The organism is Hansschlegelia zhihuaiae (assembly GCF_004103825.1).
Classification (GTDB): domain Bacteria; phylum Pseudomonadota; class Alphaproteobacteria; order Rhizobiales; family Methylopilaceae; genus Methylopila; species Methylopila zhihuaiae.
Genome location: NZ_RYFI01000001.1, coordinates 26,058 through 46,350, shown reverse-complemented (window position 1 = coordinate 46,350; position 20,293 = coordinate 26,058). Strand labels below are relative to the sequence as shown.

At 67.1% G+C, this 20,293-nt stretch carries 18 protein-coding genes; 13 read left to right on the top strand and 5 right to left on the bottom strand.

Annotated elements, in window-relative coordinates; all coding sequences use genetic code 11:
* Nucleotides 1–5: 5 nt before the first annotated feature.
* From glgB to EK403_RS00175, 3 genes are read right to left on the bottom strand one after another with little or no spacing between them, the layout of a single operon-like run.
* Nucleotides 6–2,225: a 1,4-alpha-glucan branching protein GlgB gene (gene glgB / locus EK403_RS00185; protein WP_428979559.1), complete on the bottom strand. Its 2,220-nt coding sequence runs from the start codon at nt 2,223–2,225 to the stop codon at nt 6–8.
* A complete protein-coding gene (gene treS / locus EK403_RS00180) occupies nt 2,222–5,536 on the bottom strand; it encodes a maltose alpha-D-glucosyltransferase (protein ID WP_128775502.1) in 3,315 nt (1,104 codons plus the stop codon). The genes glgB and treS overlap by 4 nt, the downstream gene beginning before the upstream one ends.
* A complete protein-coding gene (locus EK403_RS00175) occupies nt 5,533–7,530 on the bottom strand; it encodes an alpha-1,4-glucan--maltose-1-phosphate maltosyltransferase (protein ID WP_128775501.1) in 1,998 nt (665 codons plus the stop codon). The genes treS and EK403_RS00175 overlap by 4 nt, the downstream gene beginning before the upstream one ends.
* A gap of 140 nt (nt 7,531–7,670) precedes the next feature.
* Here EK403_RS00175 and EK403_RS00170 point away from each other — a divergent pair, with 140 nt between their 5' ends.
* The 13 genes from EK403_RS00170 (at nt 7,671) to EK403_RS00110 (ending at nt 18,942) form a co-directional block, all read left to right on the top strand.
* Complete coding sequence (locus EK403_RS00170; RefSeq protein ID WP_128775500.1) at nt 7,671–8,132, top strand: DUF2934 domain-containing protein; 462 nt, start codon at nt 7,671–7,673, stop codon at nt 8,130–8,132.
* Nucleotides 8,133–8,279: 147 nt separating this feature from the next.
* Entirely contained in the window at nt 8,280–10,355 is a 2,076-nt protein-coding gene (gene glgX, locus EK403_RS00165; protein ID WP_128775499.1) for a glycogen debranching protein GlgX, read from the top strand.
* Nucleotides 10,356–10,545: 190 nt separating this feature from the next.
* On the top strand, nt 10,546–11,349 hold the full coding sequence (gene purC, locus EK403_RS00160) for a phosphoribosylaminoimidazolesuccinocarboxamide synthase (RefSeq protein ID WP_128775498.1): 804 nt from the start codon (nt 10,546–10,548) through the stop codon (nt 11,347–11,349).
* A 376-nt stretch (nt 11,350–11,725) separates the two neighbouring features.
* Nucleotides 11,726–12,214 (top strand): hypothetical protein, encoded by a 489-nt coding sequence (locus EK403_RS00155; protein ID WP_128775497.1) that lies wholly within the window; start codon nt 11,726–11,728, stop codon nt 12,212–12,214.
* Nucleotides 12,215–12,305: 91 nt separating this feature from the next.
* Complete coding sequence (gene purS / locus EK403_RS00150) at nt 12,306–12,548, top strand: phosphoribosylformylglycinamidine synthase subunit PurS (RefSeq protein ID WP_128775496.1); 243 nt, start codon at nt 12,306–12,308, stop codon at nt 12,546–12,548.
* A 6-nt stretch (nt 12,549–12,554) separates the two neighbouring features.
* On the top strand, nt 12,555–13,244 hold the full coding sequence (gene purQ / locus EK403_RS00145; protein WP_128775495.1) for a phosphoribosylformylglycinamidine synthase subunit PurQ: 690 nt from the start codon (nt 12,555–12,557) through the stop codon (nt 13,242–13,244).
* A complete protein-coding gene (locus tag EK403_RS00140) occupies nt 13,244–14,062 on the top strand; it encodes a DUF72 domain-containing protein (RefSeq protein WP_128775494.1) in 819 nt (272 codons plus the stop codon). The genes purQ and EK403_RS00140 overlap by 1 nt, the downstream gene beginning before the upstream one ends.
* A gap of 70 nt (nt 14,063–14,132) precedes the next feature.
* Nucleotides 14,133–16,352: a phosphoribosylformylglycinamidine synthase subunit PurL gene (gene purL, locus EK403_RS00135; RefSeq protein WP_128775493.1), complete on the top strand. Its 2,220-nt coding sequence runs from the start codon at nt 14,133–14,135 to the stop codon at nt 16,350–16,352.
* A gap of 21 nt (nt 16,353–16,373) precedes the next feature.
* Nucleotides 16,374–16,637, top strand: a complete 264-nt coding sequence (locus tag EK403_RS00130) for a BolA family protein (RefSeq protein WP_128775492.1) — start codon at nt 16,374–16,376, stop codon at nt 16,635–16,637.
* Nucleotides 16,638–16,640: 3 nt separating this feature from the next.
* Nucleotides 16,641–16,973 (top strand): Grx4 family monothiol glutaredoxin, encoded by a 333-nt coding sequence (grxD, locus tag EK403_RS00125; RefSeq protein WP_128775491.1) that lies wholly within the window; start codon nt 16,641–16,643, stop codon nt 16,971–16,973.
* Between the two features lie 118 nt (nt 16,974–17,091).
* On the top strand, nt 17,092–17,655 hold the full coding sequence (locus EK403_RS00120) for an O-acetyl-ADP-ribose deacetylase (protein WP_128775490.1): 564 nt from the start codon (nt 17,092–17,094) through the stop codon (nt 17,653–17,655).
* A 95-nt stretch (nt 17,656–17,750) separates the two neighbouring features.
* On the top strand, nt 17,751–18,644 hold the full coding sequence (locus EK403_RS00115; RefSeq protein ID WP_128775489.1) for a metallophosphoesterase: 894 nt from the start codon (nt 17,751–17,753) through the stop codon (nt 18,642–18,644).
* A 94-nt stretch (nt 18,645–18,738) separates the two neighbouring features.
* Nucleotides 18,739–18,942 carry a hypothetical protein gene (locus EK403_RS00110; protein ID WP_128775488.1) on the top strand — a complete coding sequence of 68 codons (204 nt, stop codon included), beginning with the start codon at nt 18,739–18,741 and terminating at the stop codon, nt 18,940–18,942.
* A 225-nt stretch (nt 18,943–19,167) separates the two neighbouring features.
* Here the strand turns inward: EK403_RS00110 and EK403_RS00105 are convergent, their stop codons facing one another.
* On the bottom strand, nt 19,168–19,407 hold the full coding sequence (locus EK403_RS00105; RefSeq protein ID WP_128775487.1) for a DUF2188 domain-containing protein: 240 nt from the start codon (nt 19,405–19,407) through the stop codon (nt 19,168–19,170).
* A gap of 87 nt (nt 19,408–19,494) precedes the next feature.
* Nucleotides 19,495–20,112: a 30S ribosomal protein S4 gene (rpsD, locus tag EK403_RS00100; RefSeq protein ID WP_128775486.1), complete on the bottom strand. Its 618-nt coding sequence runs from the start codon at nt 20,110–20,112 to the stop codon at nt 19,495–19,497.
* Nucleotides 20,113–20,293 lie beyond the last annotated feature (181 nt).

Genomic DNA, 20,293 nt, shown 5'->3' with positions numbered 1-20,293 from the left:
TCACGTCACCCCGCCCTCAGCGCCACCACCCCGAGCGGCGGCAGCGACAGCTCGAGCGACTGCGCTTCGCCATGGCTTTCGACAGGCGTCGTCTCCAGTCCGCCGCCATTGCCGACGTTCGAACCCCCATAAAGGCCGGAATCGGTGTTGATGATCTCGCTCCAGCGGCCGGCCACGGGGACTCCTATACGATATCCGTGCCGCGGCACCGGCGTCATGTTTGCAACCACCAGGATCGGCGGGTCGCCGTCGGCGCCGTGGCGGCGGAAGGCGAAGACCGAATTCGCGCGGTCGTCGCCGATCACCCAGCGAAAGCCAGCCTCTTCGCAGTCGCGCCTGTAGAGCGAGGGCTCGGAGACGTAGATGCGATTGAGGTCCCGGATCAGCCGCTGGACGCCTGCATGGTTCGGGTCATCGAGCGCGGGCCAGTCGATCTGCGCGTCATGGTTCCACTCGCTCCACTGGGCGATCTCGCCGCCCATGAACAGCAGCTTCTTCCCCGGATGGCTCCACATCAGGCCGTAGAGCGCGCGCAGATTGGCGAATTTCTGCCAAGCGTCGCCCGGCATCTTGCCGATCAGCGACCCCTTGCCGTGCACCACCTCGTCATGGCTGAGCGGCAACACGAACTTCTCCGAGAAGGCGTAGACCAGCCCGAACGTGATGCCGTCATGATTGTAGGAGCGGTAGATCGGATTCTGCTCCATGTAGTTCAGCGTGTCGTGCATCCAGCCCATGTTCCACTTGTAGTCGAAGCCGAGGCCGCCCTCGGTGGTGGAACGGGTGACGCCGGGCCAGGCGGTGGATTCCTCGGCAATCGTCATCGCGCCGGGGACGCGCTCGCGGACGACGGCGTTGAAGTGCTGCAGGAAGCCGATCGCCTCGAGGTTCTCGCGCCCGCCCAGATGGTTCGGGACCCACTCGCCCTCCTTCCGCGAATAGTCCCGGTAGAGCATCGAGGCGACGGCGTCGACGCGCAGCCCGTCGACATGGAACTGCTCGAGCCAGTGCAGCCCGCTCGCGATCAGGAAGTTCTGCACCTCGCGCCGGCCGAAATTGTAGATCGCAGTGTTCCAGTCCTGATGGAACCCTTCGCGCGGGTCGGCGTGCTCGTAGAGCGGGGTGCCGTCGAAACGGTAGAGGCCGTGCGGATCGGTCGGGAAATGGGCCGGCACCCAGTCCACCACCACGCCGACGCCCGCCGCATGGGCGGCGTTCACGAAGCGGGCGAAGTCTTCGGGCTTGCCGTAGCGGCCGGTCGGCGCGAACAGGCCGAGCGGCTGGTAGCCCCACGAGCCGCCGAACGGATGCTCGGCGACCGGCAGCAGCTCGATATGGGTGAAGCCCATCTGGGCCGCATAGGGCACGAGCTTGTCGATCGCGAAATTCCAGTCGACCGTTCGGCCGTCCTTCATCCAGGAGCCGAGATGGACCTCGTAGAACGACAGCGGGGCGTCGGGTAAATGCTTGGCGGAGCGAGCCGCCATCCAGGCGTCGTCGGTCCACTCATAGGCCGTCGGGGCCGCGACCACGGACGCCGTGCCGGGCGCGCTCTCGGCTGACTTGGCCACCGGGTCGGCCTTGTCGGGCAGTTCGGCGCCGTCCGGCCCGAGGATCGCGAATTTGTAGCGCTCGCCCGGTCCGATGCGCGGGACGAACAACTCCCAGACGCCGGACGGGTGCCTCAGGCGCATCGGGTGGCGGCGCTTGTCCCACGAGTTGAAGTCGCCGACCACGGCGACGCGGCGGGCGTTGGGCGCCCAGACCGCGAAGCGCACGCCCGCGACCCCGTCGAACTCCATCACATTCGCGCCGAGCGCCGAGGCCAGCTCGAAATGGCGGCTCTCGCCGAGCAGATGCAGATCGAGCTCGCCGAGCAGCAAGCCGAAGGAGTAGGGGTCCTCGGTCTCCTGGACAGTGCCCGGCCAGGCGATCTTCAGCCGGTAGGGATCGGCGCCCTTCACCCAGCCCTCGAACACGCCGGTGTTCTCGATCTCCATCAGCCGGCCGATCGAATCGCCGGTCCTGGCGTCGACCGCCTCGACGCCCTGCGCTCCCGGCAGCACGGCTCGAATATAAGGCCCGTCGCCGTCGTCGCGGCGTCCCAACACCCCGAACGGGTCGCGGTGCGTCCCGTGCGCGAGCGCGTCCAGCGTCCCGCGGTCGAGGGGCGTCGGATGGCTCGGCGTTTCGACGGGTCTTGCGGACATCCGGGCGATCGTCATGATCGGCCTCCTTGTTCTGGCGCGAGACGCGCGGCGAGGGCGCAGAGACCTCCGAGAGGAACGTCGATCCAGGTCGGCCGGTTCGCCGCCTCGTAACCGATCTCGTATGCGGCCTTCTCGATCAGGAACATGTCGAGCAGATCGGCCGACACGGCGCCGCCCGATTTTTCGACGCCTTTTCGATAGGCGTCGAGGAAGGCCGCAGCCGCATCGGCGCGGAAACGCTCGAGGAAATCGTCGCGCCGCGCGCCGCTGACATGCGGAGAGGCCTGCTCGTTGCGTCCGACCATGGCGGCCGCGTAATCGAACGACCTCAGCACGCCCGCGACGTCGCGCAGCGGCGAAGCCTTGCCGCGCCGTTCGTCGAGCGGTCGCGCCGGCTCGCCTTCGAAATCGATGAAGACGGCGTCGCCGGTCGCGACAAGGATCTGACCGAGATGCAGGTCGCCATGGATCCGCGTCATGATCGAGCCCACGCCTGTCTCCGCGAGCCGGCCGATCGCGGCCTGCAGCGGCTCCCAGCGCTCGATCAGCCAGTCGGCGCGCTGCCTGGCGGCAGGGTCCTCCCAAAGCTCCTTGCCGCGCAACGCCTGGATGGCGCCGGTCAGCAGCCCGCTCGCGCGCGCCTGCCAACTCTTGACGTCGGCGGTCGAGGCGGGGGCCGGCGCGAAAGCCTGGTCGTCGCTGTCGCGCGCAAGCACCGCATGAAGCTCGGCGAGCCGGGTCCCGAGCGTCGCTGCGAAGGCGGTGTATTCGGAGAAGCGCTCGTCCTCCGACATCTCGCCGCCGCCGCGGGCGCCGAAATCGTCGAGCGCGCGGGTGAGATGAGCGAGCGTCCAGCTCCAGGCGTCGCCCTCGTTGCGGACATAACCCTGGATGATGGCGAGCGTGGCGCGCGTCCCATCGGCTGCGACCCGCACCATCTCGCCGAGGAAGGGCGCGGCGTTGCCGTAGCCGTTCTCGGTGAGATAGCGGCCCATCTCGGCTTCGGGGTGCTTGCCCGGCGCGATCTTGCGCAAGACCTTGATCATCATCAGGTCGCCGGCGATCAGCGAGGAATTCGACTGTTCGGCCGACAGCCAGTTGATCTCGGCGTCCTCGGGCAGGGTCGGGATTTTCACGCCCTCGGCCTGCTCGAACACGATCTCGCCTTCGCCGCTCTTCAGGCGCGCGGCGTCCTTCAGCGACTTCGCGACCGCATGGGCGAAGCCCGGCAGCGCGAAGGCGTCGGTCAGGAGCTGAACCTCGCGGCCGCGGCGCACGCGGGCGAGCGCCAGGCGGCTGGCGAGCGCCGAGATCGGCTCGTCCTCGGAGACCACGGCGAGCGGCAGCAGCCAGCGGGAGGGCTCAGATCCGCCCGTGACCTCGACCTCGATCAGCCCGATGGGCTGGCCTCGGCCCTCGAAGCGGCTCATCGCCTTGATGCGCGGGATGACCTGCTTCTGGTCTTTTCCCGAGAACCAGCGGCGCTTGGCGAGGTAGTTCGGCAGCACCGCCGTCTCGAGCGTCTTGCGCGCCTCGACCTGCATCGCGTCGTCGACGCCGGCGCGCAGCACGAGGGTTTCGTAATCAGCCATGGGTTCGGGAGCCGGCGTGTGCCAAGAGGGCGAGTTGGCCTCCTCGGCGAGGAGGAACCAATAGAAGCCGTAAGGCGGCAGCGTCAGCAGATAGGTCAGTTGGCCGATCGGCGGGAAGACGGAGCCGGCCGTGAGTTCGATCGGCACGCGGCCTTCGAACTCCGAGAGCTCGAGCTCTACCGCTTGAGGACTGCGGCCCATATTGGCCACGCACAAGATGACGTCTCCGTCATGCTCGCGGAGATAGGCCAAGATTCGCCGGTTCGAGGGGAACAGGAAGCGGAGCGAACCGCGTCCGAAGGCGAGGTGCTGGCGGCGCGTGGCGAGCATGCGGCGCATCCAGTTCAGCAGCGAGTGGGGGTCGCGCCCCTGCGCCTCCACGTTGATGGCGAAGTAGCCGTAGAGGGGGTCCATGATCGGCGGCAGCACGATCGAGGCGAAATCCGCGCGCGAGAAGCCGCCGTTGCGGTCGATCGACCACTGCATCGGCGTGCGCACGCCGTCGCGGTCGCCGAGATGGATGTTGTCCCCCATCCCGATCTCGTCGCCGTAATAGATCACTGGCGTGCCGGGCATCGACAGCAGCAGCGAGTTCATCAGCTCGATGCGGCGCCGGTCGCGCTCCATCAGCGGCGCGAGGCGCCGCCGGATGCCGAGATTGATGCGCGCCCGCCGGTCGGTCGCATACGTGTTCCAGAGGTAGTCGCGCTCCTTGTCGGTCACCATTTCGAGCGTCAGCTCGTCATGGTTCCGGAGAAAGATCGCCCATTGGCAGTTGTCCGGAATCTCCGGCGTCTGCCGCATGATGTCGGTGATCGGGAAGCGGTCCTCGCGCGCGATCGACATGTACATGCGCGGCATCAGCGGGAAGTGGAACGCCATGTGGCATTCGTCGCCTTCGCCGAAGTAATCCTTGGTGTCCTCCGGCCACATATTGGCTTCCGCGATCAGGAAGCGGTCCGGATAGGTGCGGTCGAGCTCGGCCCTGATCTTCTTCAGGATGTCGTGGGTCTCGGGCAGGTTCTCGTTCGACGTGCCGTCGCGCTCGATCAGGTACGGCACGGCGTCGAGCCTGAGGCCGTCGATGCCGATGTCGAGCCAGAACTTCATCACCTTGAAGACGGCCTTCAGCACCTGGGGATTGTCGAAGTTCAAGTCCGGCTGGTGGCTGTAGAAGCGGTGCCAGAAATAGGCCCCCGCCACCGGGTCCCAGGTCCAGTTCGAGCGCTCGGTGTCGAGGAAAATGATGCGGGTGCCGGAATAGAGCGTGTCGTGGTCCGACCACACGTAGAAGTTCCGGTGCGCCGAGCCTGGCTTGGCGGTCCGCGCACGCTGGAACCAGGGATGCTGATCCGATGTGTGGTTGATGACGAGCTCGGAGATCACCCGGATTCCGCGCTTATGCGCCTCGGAGACGAAACGCTTGACGTCGGCGAGCGTGCCGTAGTCCGGCGAAACTCCGGTGTATTCCGAGATGTCGTAGCCGTCGTCGAGGCGCGGCGACGGATAGAACGGCAGCAGCCAGATCACGTTGACGCCGAGATCGGCGATGTAGTCGAGCTTCGAGATCAGGCCGGGAAAGTCGCCGATGCCGTCGTCGTTGGAGTCCATGAACGACTTGACGTGCAACTGGTAGATGATCGCGTCCTTGTACCAGAGCGGATCGACGCCCTCCCTCGAGACGACCGTTCCGGTCGGCTTGGCGAGCGCGGCGTGCGCGACGGGCGCGTTCATATGGCGGCTCCCTGTTTCGTCAGCCTCCAGACATGGAATGGCAGTTCGTTCGGATTGAGATAGATCGTTTGGTTCTTGCCCGTCAGCGTGAAGCTGTTGCCGCGCATCAGGTCCTCGACCGCGACCGTGCCGTCGTCAGGTAGGTCGAAGCGCCAGAGCGGCAGCTCGTAAGGCGCGGTGCGCTCGTAGTTCGGGTCGAGCGTCACGAACACCAGGATCATGTCCTGGATTTCCGCGCCGTCCGCCGAGGGCCGCGGCTTGCCGTAATAGAGGATCTGGTCGTCGAAGCAGTTGAAGAACTCGACGCCGAGATGGCTCTGCAGCGCGGGGTTCTCGCGGCGGATGCGGTTCAGCCGCGTGATCTCCTGGATGATGTTCCCGGGCTGGTTCCAGTTGCGGATGCGGATCTGGTACTTCTCGCTGTCGAGATACTCCTCCTTGCCCGGCAGCGGCGCGCTCTCGCAGACCTCGAAGCCGTTATACATGCCCCAGAGCCCTGAAAGCGTCGTAGCGAGCGCCGCGCGGATCAGGAACCCCGGCCGGCCAGACGTCTGCAGAAAGAACGGGTTGATGTCCGGCGTGTTCACGAAGAAATGCGGCCGGAAGAAATCTTTCGGCGCAGTGGTGGTTAGCTCCGTCAGATAGGCGGCGAGCTCGTGCTTGTGGTTGCGCCAGGTGAAGTAGGTATAGGACTGCGAGTAACCAATCTTGGCGAGGCGATACATCACCTTCGGGCGGGTGAAGGCCTCCGACAGGAAGATCGCGTCGGGGTGCTTGCGCTTCACCTCGGCGATCATCCACTCCCAGAACGGGAACGGCTTGGTGTGCGGGTTGTCGACCCGGAAGGTCTTCACGCCGTTCTCGGCCCAGAACAGCACGACATCGCGCAGCGCTTCCCACAGGCCCGGCACAGCGTCCGGGCCGTAGAAGTCGACATTGACGATGTCCTGATACTTCTTCGGCGGGTTCTCGGCGTATTTCATCGAGCCGTCGGGCCGCCACTTGAACCAGCCGGGCTGCTCCTTGAGCCAGGGATGGTCGGGCGAGCATTGGATCGCGAAGTCGAGCGCGATCTCGAGGCCGTGTTCCTTCGCCGCCCTCACCAGCGCCTGGAAGTCTTCGAGCGTGCCAAGCTCCGGATGGATGGCGTCGTGTCCGCCCTCCTCGGAGCCGATCGCGTAAGGCGAGCCGGTGTCCTGCGGACCGGGCGTCAGCGTGTTGTTGGGACCCTTGCGGTTGGTCTTGCCGATCGGGTGGATGGGCGGGAAGTAGAGCACGTCGAAGCCCATGTCGCGGATCATGGGCAGGCGCCGGATCACGTCGCGGAAGGCGCCGTGGCGCGCGGGATCGCCGCTCTCCGAGCGCGGGAACAGCTCGTACCAGCTCGCGAATTCGGCTCGGATCCGCTCGACCTCGAGCGGAAGTGGCGCGCTGCGCGTCGCATGCGCCCGGGGGTCAGCGGCCTTCGCCGCGGCCGCCGTCGCGTGGTCGAGCAGTGCGGTCACGCGCGCCGAGACGTCCGACGGCCGGGTCCGCAGCACGACGTCGGCCACCGGCCGCGCGAGCTCGGCCGGCGCGGCGGAGGCATGGTCCTCGAGGAGCTGAAGGCCCTCGTCGGTCTCGAGCGCGACGTCGATTCCGGCCTCCCGCTTCTTGGTGAGGTCTCGACGGAATGTCCCAAAATCGTCCCGCCAGGCCTCGATCGCATAGCTGTGCGGACCGATCCCCGTCGGCGTGAAGGCGCCGCGCCAGCGGTCGTTGACGAGTTCGGCCATCGGTTCGCGCCGCCAGTCGGCGTCGTCAGGCCCGCGCCATAGAATCTCGGCGCGCAGCACCTCGTGTCCGTCGGCGAAGATGTCGGCCTCGACGGTCACGGCGCGGCCGATGATCGTCTTGACCGGAAACCGTCCGGCGTCGACCGAGGGCGTGACGGCCTCGATCGCGATCCTTGGCCGCCCGGCGGCTTCGGCGGCGTCGACAGAGGCGTCAGGCATGCGATTCTCCGAACGGCGTCAGCGGGTTGATTCGGCGATGCGGGCGGCGGCCTCGGGGCAGAGGCGGACCTTCCGGAACCTCACACATCGGTCGACTGTTGTTCCCGGCAACCCCCTGACGGGCCGGCGAGGAGGGCGGAATGAACGATCGTGAAACTCGAATCCGCGACGAGGCCTACCGAATTTGGGTCGAGGAAGGACGCCCCGAAGGTCAGGGGCGGCGACATTGGAGCGAAGCCGAGAAGCGCGTGAGCGCGGCCGATCAGGCCGGAGCTGCGGCGCTCGAGAAGACGAAGACCCCGAAAAGCGAGAAGACGCCCAAACCGGCCGCCAAGGGCGCAGCCGGCGCTGTCGCGGCCGACGTCGGGAAGGCGACGGTCAAGGGCGCGAAGAAGGCCGCGGGCAAGAAGGCCGAGGCCTTGATGAAGCGAAAGCCCTCCGCCTCGGAGAAGGACGTCGAAGGCGCGGCCGCCGCTCCGGCTCCGGGGCTCGCCGCCGGAAAGCCGAAGGTGGAGAAAGCCGCCAAGATCCAGAAGGCCGCCAAGGAGGACAAGATCCCGAAGGCCGGCAAGGGAGGCAAGCCCTCCAGGGCGAAGGCCTGAAACGCCGCCCGTCCCGCTGTCGGACGGCCGCGACGGCCCTAGCTGATCGCCTGCTCACCAGGAACGGGGGGCGTTGCGCGCCGTTCCTCGGACGGTGACGGGATTTCGGAGGCGTCCCCGCCTTCGGAGAAAGGACGACGGAGTTTCATGAGCGACATCAGGACCGACCGCCGGGCCGAAGCCGGGCGGCCGACGCAGCTTGGCGCGACCTTCGACGGCGAGGGCACGAATTTCGCGCTGTTTTCGGCCCATGCCGAGCGGGTCGACCTCTGTCTGTTCGACGATAAGGACAATGAGGTCGAGCGGATTACGCTGCCGGAATATTCCGACGAGATCTGGCACGGCTATCTTCCGGGGATCATCCCCGGCCAGCGCTACGGCTACCGCGTGCACGGCCCGTATCGGCCGGAAGAGGGCCATCGCTTCAACCCGAACAAGCTGCTGCTCGACCCCTACGCCAAGTCGCTGGTCGGCTCCGTGCGCTGGAACGACGCGCATTTCGGCTACCGGCTCGACGCCGAGGACAAGGACCTCAGCTTCGACGAGCGGGATTCAGCGCCCTTCATGCCGAAATGCGAGGTGCCGGACACTGCATTCGATTGGGCTCACGACGTGAAGCCCGACGTGCCGTGGGACCGCACCGTGTTCTACGAAACTCATGTGCGCGGCTACACGATGCTGCACCCGGCCGTGCCGGAGGAGATCCGCGGGACCTTCGACGGCCTCGCGCATCGCGATGTGGTGGCGCACATCAAGGCGCTCGGCGTGACCTCGGTCGAGCTGCTGCCGATCCACGCCTTCCTCGACGACCAGCATCTCGAGGCCAAGGGGCTCCGGAACTTCTGGGGCTACAACACGGTCGGCTTCTTCTCGGTGATGCAGCGCTACGCCGGCGGCGAGAACAAGTCCGGCCGCGCTCGGCTCGCGAGTTTCAAGCATCTGGTGCGCTCGTTCCACAACGCCGGCATCGAGGTCATCCTCGACGTCGTCTACAACCACACGGCGGAAGGCAACGAGCTCGGTCCGACGCTCTCCTTCAAGGGCATCGACAACCTCAGCTACTACCGGACGATGCCGAACCAGCACCGTTACTACATCAACGACACCGGCACCGGGAACACGGTCAACACCAGCCATCCGCGGGTGCTGCAGATGGTGACGGACTCGCTGCGCTACTGGGTCGAGGAGTGCCATGTCGACGGCTTCCGCTTCGACCTCGGCACGATCCTCGGCCGCGAGCCGGGCGGCTTCGACCCGCGCGGCGGCTTCTTCGACGCCGTCAACCAGGACCCCGTGCTGCGCCGTGTGAAGCTCGTCGGCGAGCCTTGGGACATCGGCCCCGGGGGCTACCAGGTCGGCGGCTTCCCCCCGGGCTGGGCGGAATGGAACGACAAATATCGCGACGAGGTCCGCGACTACTGGAAGAAGAGCGCGGACAGCCTGGGCAATTTCGCGGCTCGCGTCACCGGCTCGGGCGACGTCTATGATCGTCATGGCCGCAGGCCGTGGGCCGGCGTCAACTTCATCACGGCCCATGACGGCTTCACGCTGCACGACCTCGTCACCTACAACGACAAGCACAACGAGGCGAACGGCGAGGACGGCAAGGACGGCCACTCCGACAACCGCAGCTACAATTACGGCGTCGAGGGCGAGACCGACGACGAAGGGATCGTCGCGACGCGCGAGCGCCAGAAACGCAACTTCCTCGCGACGCTCCTGTTCTCTCACGGCACGCCGATGATCCTCGCAGGCGACGAGTTCGGCCGCACGCAGAAGGGCAACAACAACGGCTACTGCCAGGACAACGAGATCTCCTGGGTGAACTGGGATCTCAACCAGAACAACCAGGAGTTGCTCACCTTCGCGCAAAAGCTCACGAGGCTCCGCGCCGACCATTCGATCCTGCGCCGCGCCAGCTTCCGCGACGGCATGGGCGTCGTCTGGCTCAACCCCGGCGGCGGCGAGCAGAAGCCCGAACACTGGAACGACCCCAACGCCGACTGCATCGGGCTTCACCTGAAGATCCTGGACGGCGAGGAGGCGATCCTGATCTTCAACAGCCATGACGGGCCGGTGCCCTTCGTCCTGCCCGAGCGCGACGGCGGCGAGGGCTGGAGCGTTCTGGTCGACACGGACCAGCCGGAGGCGGAGCCCCGCGAGATCAGCGGCGGGAAGGAGCCGCTCTCGGTGGCGGGGCGGAGCCTGCTGCTGCTGATGTGACGTGAGACGCAGGCGGCGGCCGCGTCCTTATAGCCGAGTCTTCAGAGCTCCGCCCTCGTTGTGCGGCAGGGCCTGATCGCCTATGTTCCGCGCTCGCGCGGGCGTCGCTTTGCGACGACGATCCCTGAGCCGCGCGCGCCGGAATTGTACGACCCTCTCCGGTCAGGCCAGAACAACCGGCACAGGTGACATGGATTTCCTCAAGCCACGGTACACGCCGATGAACCGCCGCCGCCGCATCTATGAAGGCAAGGCGAAGGTGCTCTATGAGGGCCCCGAGCCCGGCACCCTCATCCAGCACTTCAAGGACGACGCGACCGCCTTCAACGCCAAGAAGCACGAGATCATCGACGGCAAGGGCGTCCTCAACAACCGGATTTCGGAATACATCTTCCAGAATCTGAACGACATCGGCGTGCCGACGCATTTCATCCGCCGGCTGAACATGCGCGAGCAGCTGATCCGCGAAGTCGAGATCATCCCGCTCGAGGTCGTGGTGCGCAACGTCGCGGCCGGCTCGCTCGCGACCAAGCTCGGTCTCGAGGAAGGCACCCAGCTGCCGCGCTCGATCATCGAGTTCTACTACAAGAACGATGCGCTGAACGACCCGATGGTCTCCGAGGAGCACGTCACGGCCTTCGGCTGGGCGAGCCCTCAGGAGATCGACGACATCATGGCGCTGGCGATCCGCGTCAACGACTTCCTGTCCGGCCTGTTCCTCGGCGTCGGCATTCGTCTGGTCGACTTCAAGATGGAGACCGGCCGGCTCTGGGAGAACGACACGGTCCGCATCGTCGTGGCCGACGAGATCAGCCCCGATTCGTGCCGGCTGTGGGACATCAAGTCGAACGACAAGCTCGACAAGGATCGCTTCCGCCGCGACATGGGCGGGCTGGTCGAGGCCTATTCGGAAGTGGCGCGCCGGCTCGGCATTCTGCCCGAATCGGAGATCCCGAACGGCCGCGGGCCGGTGCTGGTGACGTCGAAGGACTGAACGCGATCGACACCGGCGCTTTTAATTGGGTTCGACTATATGAAGACAGGGTGGCGGTATGCAGCGACATGCGGTGTCGCCACCCTGTTTTCGTCTTGGGTTAGCGCTGAGCCGCGTGAGCTGGTTCTCACGCGGCACGACGCGCTGACGGCGTTCGGAACTGGATGGTCGGTAACCAATTTGCGGCTGCTGATCCTGCCGTGATTGTCCTTTCAGCCTACGCCAATATCGCGAAGAGCGCTCAGGAGCGGGTTGGGCGCTGGCTGACAGCTCAGCTCGACGCGGAACTTGTCCGGCGCTAGGCAACACTGGTGCGCGCCGTGTTGGGAAGCTCATGACTGGTGTCATCCGTTCGCTGTTTATCAGTGCTGCTGTCGTGGCCGGGTTCGCATCGCCGGGTCTGGCCGTCGACCTCTCGAAACTGCCCAATCCCCTCGGCGGAGACTGGCGGGCGAAGAGCGCGGCGCCTGATCTCGTGCGTTTCGTCTGCGGGACGCCCGCCTGTCCGCCCGCCGGCGAGCTCGCGGTCGCCATCCGTCCGGCGCCCGACGCCGCGCGCGATCAGGTGATCGCCGATCCGCAAGGGACGCTCGCCGGCTACGAAAAGGGCTTCAAGAACAACTCCGCCAACAAGGCCTGCGAGTTCTCCGACTTCACCGCCTCGAAGGCCGGCGACACGGGCTCCCGCGTCGAGATGCGGGGCGAATGCCCGAGCGGGCTCACGCTGATGATGGCCACCCTGTTCGACAAGCGGCAGCCCGGCATGGTCAGCATCGTGGCCTCGTCGATGGACGGCGCGAAGGCCGGCGCCGTGCGCGCCCGCGCGATCGAGGCGATCGGCGCGGCGCTTGACGCTGCGCCGTGAGACGACGGCTTTTCGTTAGTCCGTCTGGCGCTTCGCGGCGCGAGCGCCTAAACGATGGCGTCCGAGATCACCAACCGGAGCAGATGCCGACATGAAGGCGCGCGTCACCGTCACGCTGAAGACCGGCGTTCTCGACCCGCAGGGCAAGGCGATCGAGGGCGCGCTGGGCTCGCTCGGGGTCGCGGGCGTCGAGAGCGTGCGGCAGGGCAAGCTGTTCGACGTCGAGCTCAAGACCTCCGACCCGGCCGAAGCCGAAGCGACGCTGAAGGCGATGTGCGAGAGGCTCCTCGCCAACACCGTGATCGAAAGCTACCGATACGAGATCGCGGGCTGACCTGCCATGAAAGCCGCAGTCCTCGTCTTCCCCGGCTCGAACCGCGAGCGTGACGTCGCAAAGGCGCTGACGCGCGCCACCGGCCACGCGCCCGCAATGGTCTGGCACGCCGAGACGTCGCTGCCCGAGGGGACCGACCTCGTGGTGCTGCCGGGCGGCTTCTCCTATGGCGACTATCTGCGCTGCGGCGCGATCGCGGCGCGCGCTCCGGTGATGGACGCGGTGCGCGCCCACGCCGAGCGCGGCGGCCTCGCGCTGGGCATCTGCAACGGTTTTCAGATTCTGGTCGAGAGCGGCCTGCTGCCGGGCATCCTGACGCGCAACAAGGACCTCCGCTTCATCTGCAAGTCCCAGCACCTGAAGGTCGAGCGCGCCGACACCGCCTTCACCCGCACATACGCCGAAGGCCAAATCATCGAGGTCTGCTGCGCGCATGGCGAGGGCAACTATTTCGCCGACCCCGAGACGCTCGAGCGGCTGGAGGGCGAGGGCCGCGTCGCCTTCCGCTATTGCGCGGCCGACGGCTCGCTCGGCGGGACCGCCAACGCTAACGGCTCGGTCAACGACATCGCCGGCATCTATTCGGAGAAGCTCAACGTGCTCGGCATGATGCCGCATCCCGAGAACCTCGTGGACGCGGCGGTCGGCGGGACCGACGGGCTCGCGCTGTTCTCGGGGCTGGCCAAGGCCGCCTGATGGCCCGGGGTGCGGACAAGGGCCGCATCTTCGTCGGCGTCGGCGGCTGGACGTTCGAGCCCTGGCGCGGGACCTTCTACCCCAAGGACCTGAAGAAGGATCGGGAGCTCGCCTACATGGCCGAGCGCCTGACCGCGATCGAGATCAACGGCACCTTCTATCGCGGGCAGAAACCCGAAACCTTCCGCAAATGGGCCGCAGAGGCGCCGGAGGGCTTCAGGTTCCCATTGAAGGCGTCGCGCTTCTGCACCAGCCGCCGCGTGTTGGCCGAAGGCGCGGAATCGATCGAGCGCTTCTTCGCCACCGAGCCGACCGCGATGCGCGGCAAGCTCGGTCCGATCCTCTGGCAGCTGCCCGCGACCAAACGCTTCGAGAAGGACGACGTCGCGGCCTTCCTCAAGCTGCTGCCGGCGAGCCATGACGGCGTGACGCTCCGCCACGTGATCGAGGCCGGGCACGAAAGCTTCGCCGACCCCGCCTTCGTCGCGCTGTTGCGCGAGGCGAAGGCCGAGGTGACGCAGGTGGTGATCGACGATCCGGACCATCCGACGATCGCCGACGTCACCGCCGACTTCGTCTATCTCAGGCTCGAGCGCTCGCGCGAGGACGTCGAGACCGGCTACCCGGCCGACGAACTCGACGCCTGGGCGAAGCGCCTCAAGACCTATGCGGCTGGCGGCGTCCCGGACGACCTGCCGACGCTGACGGGCGACCAAACGGCGAAGGCGCCGCGCGACGTGTTCTGCTTCTTCATCTCCGGCGCGAAGGTCCGCAATCCGGCCGGCGCGATGGCGATGATCGAGAGGGTGAAGGGCTGAGCGGCGCTGGCGCGCGGCGCCGTGGTGGGTTAGCAAGGCCGCGCCCCCAAGTGCGAACCTGCAAGGTCCGATGTCCTCAGCCGAACCCGCCATCACGCCCGAACTCGTGGCGAGCCACGGGCTCAAGCCGGACGAGTATGACCGCATCCTGAAGCTCATCGGCCGCGAGCCGAGCTTCACCGAGCTCGGCATCTTCTCGGCGATGTGGAACGAGCACTGCTCCTACAAGAGCTCGAAGATCTGGCTGAAGACCCTGCCGGTCACCGGCCCGAAGGTCATCCAGGGGCCGGGCGAGAACGCCGGCGTGGTCGACATCGGCGACGGCGACGCCGTGGTGTTCAAGATGGAGAGCCACAACCACCCGAGCTTCATCGAGCCCTATCAGGGCGCGGCGACCGGCGTCGGCGGCATTCTTCGGGATGTCTTCACCATGGGCGCCCGGCCGGTGGCGGCGCTCAACGCGCTCCGGTTCGGCGCGCCCGACCATCCGCGCACCCGCCATCTCGTGTCGGGCGTCGTCGCGGGCGTCGGCGGCTACGGCAATTCCTTCGGGGTTCCGACGGTCGGCGGGCTCGTGGGCTTCCATCCGCGCTATGACGGCAACATCCTGGTCAACGCCATGGCGGTCGGCCTCGCCAAGGCCGACGCGATCTTCTACGCCAAGGCGACTGGCGTCGGACTCCCGGTCGTCTATCTCGGCTCCAAGACCGGCCGCGACGGCATCCATGGCGCGACCATGGCCTCGGCCGAGTTCGACGAGGCCTCCGAGGAGAAGCGCCCGACCGTGCAGGTCGGCGATCCATTCGCCGAGAAGCTGCTGCTGGAGGCGTGCCTCGAGCTGATGGCGTCGGGCAGCGTGGTGGCGATCCAGGACATGGGGGCGGCCGGCCTCACCTGCTCGGCGGTCGAGATGGGGGCCAAGGGCGACCTCGGGATTCGATTGGATCTCGAGACCGTGCCGGTCCGCGAGACCGGCATGACGGCCTACGAGATGATGCTGTCGGAAAGCCAGGAGCGCATGCTCATGGTGCTTCACCCCGAGAAGGAGGACGTCGCGCGGGCGATCTTCACCAAATGGGGCCTCGACTTCGCGGTGGTGGGGCATACGACCGACGACCTGCGCTTCAAGGTGTTCCTGAACGGCGAGCTCAAGGCCGATCTCCCGATCAAGGAGCTCGGCGACCAGGCGCCCGAATATGACCGGCCGCATGTCGAGACGCCGAAGGCGGCGGAGATCGTGGCCTCCTCGGTCGCCGCGCCGCTCGATACGCGCGAGGCGCTGATGGCGCTGGTCGGCTCGCCGGAGCTCTCCTCGCGGCGCTGGGTCTGGGAGCAGTACGACCACATCATCCTCGGCGAGACCGTCCAGAAGCCGGGCGGTGACGCTGCGGTGGTGCGGGTCGAGGGCGGCCCGAAGGGGCTCGCGCTCACCGCCGACGTCACGCCGCGCTATTGCGAGGCCGACCCCTTCGAGGGCGGCAAGCAGGCGGTCGCGGAAGCCTGGCGCAATCTGACAGCCGTCGGCGCGAAGCCGTTGGCGGTGACCGACAATCTCAATTTCGGCAATCCCGAGAAGCCCGAGATCATGGGCCAGCTCGTGGGCTGCATAAAGGGCATCGGCGAGGCTTGCCGGGCGCTCGATTTCCCGGTCGTGTCCGGCAACGTCTCGCTCTACAACGAGACGCAAGGGCGCGCGATCCTGCCGACGCCCACCATCGGGGCGGTCGGCCTGCTGGATGACGTCGCGAAGAGCGCGACGATCGCGATCAAGCGCGAAGGCGAGGCCGTCATCGTGATCGGCGACGCCAAGGGCTGGATCGGCCGCTCCTGCTGGCTCTGGCTGGTGGCTGGACGCGAGGAGGGCGCGCCGCCGCCCGTCGACCTTTCAGTCGAGAAGCGCAACGGCGATTTCGTGCGCTCGATGATCTCGGCCGGCGTCGCGACCGCGGTCCATGACGTGTCGGACGGCGGCCTGGCGGTCGCGGTCGCCGAAATGGCGCTCGCGGGCCGAATCGGCGCTCGCCTCTACGCGCCGCCGGCGGGCGCGACCCCGCATGGCTGGTGGTTCGGCGAAGACCAGGCGCGCTATGTGGTGACGACGTCCGAGCAGAACGCCGCGACCGTGATCGACGCGGCCGCGCAGGCAGGGATCACCGCGACGCGGATTGGGACGACGGGCGGCGACCGATTGATTCCGGGCGAGGAAGCCCCCATCCTGTTGGACGAGTTGCGCGAGGCCCACGAAGGCTGGTTCCCGCGCTATATGGCCGGCCCCGCCGTCGACGCCTGACACGAAGAAGGACCACGACCGATGCCGATGGACGCCCGCGAGATCGAAGAGCTGATCCGCGCCGCGCTGCCCGACGCCTCGGTGACGATCCGCGACCTCGCCGGCGACGGCGACCATTACGCGGCCACCGTCGTGTCCGAGACGTTCCGCGGCAAGAGCCGCGTGCAGCAGCACCAGATCGTCTATCAGGCCCTCAAGGGCCAGATGGGCGGCCAGCTGCACGCGCTCGCGCTGCAGACCAGCGCCGGCCCGATCGCCCAGCAAGACGCCACGAAAGGCATGTGAGAGATGAGCGCCAGGGACCAGATCGCCTCCGCGATCGCCGAGAACGACGTCGTGCTGTTCATGAAGGGCACGCCCCAGTTCCCGCAATGCGGGTTCTCGGGCCAGGTCGTGCAGATTCTCGACTATCTCGGCGCGCCCTATAAGGGCGTGAACGTGCTGGCCTCCGACGAGATGCGCCAGGGCATCAAGGAATTCTCCAACTGGCCGACGATTCCGCAGCTCTACGTCAAGGGCGAGTTCGTCGGCGGCTGCGACATCATCCGCGAGATGTTCCAGGCAGGCGAGCTCCAGAGCCACCTCAAGGAGGCCGGCGTCGAGCTCAAGCAGACGGCGTGAAGGCTTAGCTCTGCGTCATGCCCCGGCTCGTCCGGGGCGCTCTGCTGACGCTCGCCTCACCAACTTGGCTGGATTTCCCCGACAAGCCGGGGAATGACGAACCTTCGAGGTTCGCATCATGGCGAAGCAGCCTGAGACGCGTCTTTCCCGCAAACTCGGCGACGCGATCCTCGAGGTCCTGGTCGCCGACATCACGACGCTCGACGTCGACGCCATCGTCAACGCCGCGAACAAGACGCTGCTCGGCGGGGGAGGCGTCGACGGCGCGATCCACCGCGCGGCCGGAAGAGAGCTCCTCGCCGAATGCGAGACGCTGGGCGGCTGCGAGACCGGCTCCGCAGAGATGACCCGCGGCTACCGGCTGCCGGCGAAGCACGTAATCCACGCCGTCGGTCCCGTCTGGGGCGGCGACAAGGACGAGAAGGACCGTCTGCTCGCCGGCTGCTACGCGACAGCCATGCGGCTCGCCGACGAGGCCGGGCTCAAATCCATCGCCTTCTCGTCGATCTCGACCGGGATCTACGGCTTTCCAGCCGCGCGGGCCGCCAGGATCGCGGTGGCGACGACGCTCGACGCCCTGAAGACGGCTACGTCCGTCGAGCGCATCGTGTTCTGCTGCTTCTCCGAAGACGGCGCCCGCCATCACGTCGACGCGATCGAGGCGCAGGGACAGGACGCGTAACCACGTTCGATGACGTGATTCGACCGGCGCCGGCCTCCGCGATAGGCGGGACGGGCTCCGCGCATATCCGCTCGTCAGCCTCGTGTCCGAAACCCATGCCGCTCGTCACCCGCCGCTCTCTGCTCACCGCCGCCGGCGCGGGATTCCTGGTCTCGGCGTCGGGCGGGGCCTATGCCGGGCTGATCGAGCCCACCATGCTGCTCGGAGTCACGACCTACGAGCTGACGCCGCCCGGCTGGCCCGACGACCTCGCGCTCGACGTCGCGGTGATCGCCGACGTCCATGTCAACGAGCCCTATGTCCCGCTGGCGCGGGTGACGCGCATCGTCGAGACCGTCAACCGGCTGAAGCCCGACCTCGTCGTCCATCTCGGCGACCATGAGGCGACGAACCGCTTCGTGCGCGCCCGCGTGCCGCCGCGCGAATGGGCGGCGGCCTATGCCGACCTCTCGGCGCCGCTTGGCCTCTGGACGATACTCGGCAACCATGACTGGTGGCACAATTCCCGCGAGATCCGGCAAGCGCTCGACGGCGCCCGAATCCGCGTCATGGAGAACGAGGCCGAGCTGCTCGATCATGCGGGCAAGCGCTTCTGGTTGGCGGGGATCGGCGACCAGCTCGCGCACTGGCTCGGCGGCCGCGGCACGTTCGCGGGCGAGGACGACCTGCCCGGCACGATGGCGCAGGTCACGACCGACGACCCCGTGCTGCTGCTCGTCCACGAGCCCGACATCTTCACGCAGGTCCCCGCGCGCGTCTCGCTGACCCTCGCGGGCCACACCCATGGCGGGCAGGTCCACATTCCGGGCTTCCCCAACCCCTGGATCCCCTCGGGCTATGGCGAGCGCTTCCGCTACGGCCACATCGTCGAGGAGGGGCGCCACATGATCGTCTCCGGCGGCATCGGCATGTCGATCATCCCGGTGCGCTTCGGCGTGCCGCCCGAGATCGTGCGGGTGCGGCTGGGACGCAGGACTCTCGCCGCGTAACGGCCGATCGCGGTCGAGCCGACGGAAGTTCCGATGGCGCGCGAGGCCGGGCGCAGGGTAAGGTCCCTGCATCGGGAAACCGGCGGGGCGAGTCATGCTGGAGCACATTCTGTTCGAGGTCGTGGGAGCGGGGCTGGTCGCGCTTGGGCTCGCCATGCTCTGGATCGCGAGGCCGGTCGAGGGCGGCCCCGCGCAATTCCTGCGGGCGAAGCAGCGCTACGAGGTCGGATACGCGCTGGTCTCGCTGTTCGTTCTGACCGGCGGCTTCGCCAGCATGCTGCTCGGCTTCACGACCTGACGCCAGACCGAAGCCGGTTTTCCGGCGCCTATTTGGATATTGCGGCGATGTCCTGCGTGCTTCGAGACGCCGTCCTGACGGACGGCTCCTCAGCATGAGGACGGCCTGCGCTTTGGCGCCCTCTACGGTCCTCATGCTGAGGAGCCCGCGTCTTCGCGGGCGTCTCGAAGCACGCAGAACCGTCGATCCAAGAAAGCGCTTCAAAAACGCGCTCGGCGCAGCGCTTCAGTCCTCGACGGCGGTCTCCGGCCGGTCTCGCCCGTCCGAGTGTTCGTCGTGCCAGGAGCCGCGCTCGTCTTCCCATTCGATCTCCTCGTCCTCCCCCGGTGAGCGCTGCTCCTCGGCCGCCATCTCGGCCGCCTCATGGGCGAGCTCGCGGGTCGGGAAGGTCTCGGAGAACACGTCGCCGAGCCTGTAGGCCCAACCGCCGTCATGTTCGACGATCTTGTAGATCAGCGGGCCCATCCAAACGCCTCCCGGATCGGAACGGGGTCGAGCATAAACGAAAAAGGCCGCCCTGAGGCGGCCTTGTCGGATCACGATCGATCGTGGTCAGCGCGAATAGTACTCGACCACCAGGTTCGGCTCCATCAGCACCGGGTAGGGCACCTCGGTCAGGGCCGGGACGCGGACATATTTCGCGGTCATCTTGTTGTGGTCGACCTCGAGGAAGTCCGGCACGTCGCGCTCGCCGGAGGCCGCGGCCTCGATCACGATGGCGAGCTGCTTCGACGCCTCCTTGACCTCGATCACGTCGTCGACCTTCACGAGATAGCTCGGAATGTTGACGCGGCGGCCGTTCACCTTGACGTGGCCGTGGTTCACGAACTGGCGGGCGGCGAACACGGTCGGCACGAATTTCGCGCGGTAGACGACGGCGTCGAGCCGGCGCTCCAGCAGGCCGATCAGATTCGCGGAGGTGTCGCCCTTCATGCGGGTCGCCTCGGCGTAGACCCGGCGGAACTGCTTCTCCGAGATCGAGCCGTAATAGCCCTTGAGCTTCTGCTTGGCGCGCAGCTGCACGCCGAAGTCCGAGAGCTTGCCCTTGCGGCGCTGGCCGTGCTGGCCGGGGCCGTATTCGCGGCGATTGACGGGGCTCTTGGGGCGGCCCCAGATGTTCTCGCCCATGCGGCGATCGATTTTGTACTTCGAGGCGTGTCGCTTCGACATCGCGTCCTCCTGTCGGAATTGAGGAACGCGCCCTCCTGCTGCTTCCTGCTGGAAGCCGACAGGCCCGGTCGTCGCGAGAACGCCGGACCACGGGTGCGCAAAAAACCACGCGGGGCTTTTGGGCCCCGCGCGATGGGCGGGTGTCTAGAGGAAGCGGGGGCGGGCGTCAATCGGCGGGCGG